At 45.8% G+C, this 2,411-nt stretch carries 1 protein-coding gene; it reads left to right on the top strand.

The annotated features are described in order from the left end of the window. Positions 1-945 precede the first annotated feature (945 nt). Positions 946-2,250, top strand: a complete 1,305-nt coding sequence (locus Q0482_RS05185; protein WP_299144246.1) for an IS110 family transposase — start codon at positions 946-948, stop codon at positions 2,248-2,250. Positions 2,251-2,411 lie beyond the last annotated feature (161 nt).

The following is a 2,411-nucleotide window of genomic DNA, read 5'->3' as shown; positions in this document are numbered from 1 at the left end:
AAGTGGTGGAAGGGGGAGGCGAGCGAAGCGAGCCCATGCCGCCTTTGGCGGCATATAAACTTATTGCCGCCAAAGGCGGCAATCCACAACCCTCAGCGGCACAGCCGCTGCCCTCCCCTGAGCGAAGCGAACATAACCCTTCTACACAACCTTTCTACACAACCTGCGGGCCCTACGGGCCCGTCCCCCTTTGGTGCTGACGCACCACCTTCCCCCCGCAAGGCGGTGGGACAATAAGTGAGGGGGAGGGAACCCTCTGAACCCTCTGAAACCTCTGAAACCTGCCACGCAGTGGCTCCATGGGCAATCCACCATCCTTTAATCCCTTTTCGAAAAGAACTGACGCCCCTATCCTCCGTCGCCTGACGGCGACACCAACGGCCGGGCTTTAAGGTGTTCGCTTTATGTGCAGGCTATGCTCAAATAAGAGCCCGGCTCAGAAGCCCTCTGCAGGGCTTCTGCCTTCCTTAGGAAGGAGGCTTTGGCACTTCTTCATGCAGCACTGGAGGCACAAAGGCAAGACCCGTAACGCTGACTTTATATTGCGCCCATAGGGCGCCTCTACAACCCTCGCCCGCAAAGCGGGCGTCAAACCTAGCCCATCGGCCTAGCGCCCTTTAATAATTTACGAAACCAGATTGAGATTCTCTTGTTATGTATTCCATTTGAGCACATAATATCAAGTGTGTATGAATGGATATACTACAATAACCCGTGGAGCTAAATGGAGGAATGCATGGCAGTGCATAACCCCGTAAACCTAACTGGGAGGTCATTTTTTAGGATTCAATAAATGGTGCGTCCGGATTTCGTATCCGGTATTAGAGCCCGAAAGCTTAATTCTTCATTCAGTCGTCTCGATTGTTTCAAAATGATCAGTCAATGTCCAATACACATCTATTTTCTTATTCTTTGAATTGAGAGTAGAAAAGAGGGAAAAGGCATTTGAAAGAAATAACTGAAGATTATTTTGAAAAAGACATCATTCATCCCGTATGCTGCGGTATTGATGTTCATAAGACATGGAATTTTGCAGCTATCGTTATTAATGATGTAGAACATCACGCGGTGCATTACAAGACTGAAAGATTCAGTAATTTTGCAAAAGGCCAAAAGGCACTGGTGAAATGGCTGAAAATAAATCACTGCACTATTGCATGTATGGAATCCACCGGGCAGTATTGGTATCCTGTGTTCGATGCTATTGAAGATGCCGGATTACATCCGGTCGTAGCACATCCAAAGTATACCAAGCCACAGCATGGGAAAAAGAGTGATCCCAGCGATGCCATATGGATTGGGAAAAGTTATGCGTCGGGGAGGGTCATTCCCAGTTTTATTCCACCCAGGAAGTTTCGCAATCTTCGAGGCCTTGTGAGATGTTATGTCAAGCTCAGCTACACTGCTAACAGTAACAAGAATCGTGTACTGAACTGTCTGACAGATGCAGGAATAAAACTTGATGATACGTTTTCCGACGTATTTGGCAAATCTTCCCGCGCTATTCTCGACCATATTATTCAGCATCCCAGAGAACTTTTTGATGTGACTCCATTCATTGACAAATCCTGCAAAACGCCGATTCCTAAGATACAGGAAGCTATTGCCAAAGTGCCGGAGATGAGTGATGCCATTTTAGAGAAGATGAGAATTTCCCTCGAAATTGTGGATAAACATGAAGAGTATAGAAAGGAAATTCAGGAAACAGTAGAAAAGGAGTTGGGTGAATACCAGCACATACTGGATTTAATTCGTACGGTGCCAGGTTTTAACACAAACTCATTTACTGCTGTAAGGGTATTAGTTGAAATAGGCCCTGACATCCATGTATTTCCAACAGCAAAACACTTCTGCTCCTGGGCAGGAGTTGGCGCCAATCATGATTCAAGTGCCAAAAAAGTAAAAAATCGAAAAATCTCCAAAGGTGGACAGTACTTGAAGCCACTACTGGTTAATATAGCCAAAGCAGTGGTGCGTTCAAAGAACCACCCGGAGATCACACGACGGTTTAATCGCATAAAAAATCGTCGTGGTTACATGCGAGCCATCATTGCAATCTGCAAGATGTTTCTGACTGCCATCTGGAACATCTTGAGTAAGGATGAACCTTACAGAGCGGATGGATACATGACCAAGAACCAAAAAGCCAAGAAGGTAATGAGTACATCTCAGGCCTTAGCACTTTTACGTTCAAGGGGCTACACAATTATTGATCAGAATAGTGAGCTTTTAACCACGACGGGTTCATAAGGAACCTATGCCTATTATACACCAGCATAGGTAGAAGCACCTTGAAAAAATTGGTTTTTAAGGTGGCTTATTAAAGTTACCCTGAAAATGGGTCAGGTTGTTGAGCAACAGTTTCAAGCTTAAGAACCCTCCGGCCCAGCGGGCCGGTCCATCTTAAGAAC

The organism is uncultured Dialister sp. (assembly GCF_937959425.1).
Taxonomy (GTDB): Bacteria; Bacillota; Negativicutes; order Veillonellales; family Dialisteraceae; genus Dialister.
The sequence above is the reverse complement of the archived record's forward strand: the minus strand, read 5'-3'. Positions and strand labels throughout refer to the sequence as shown.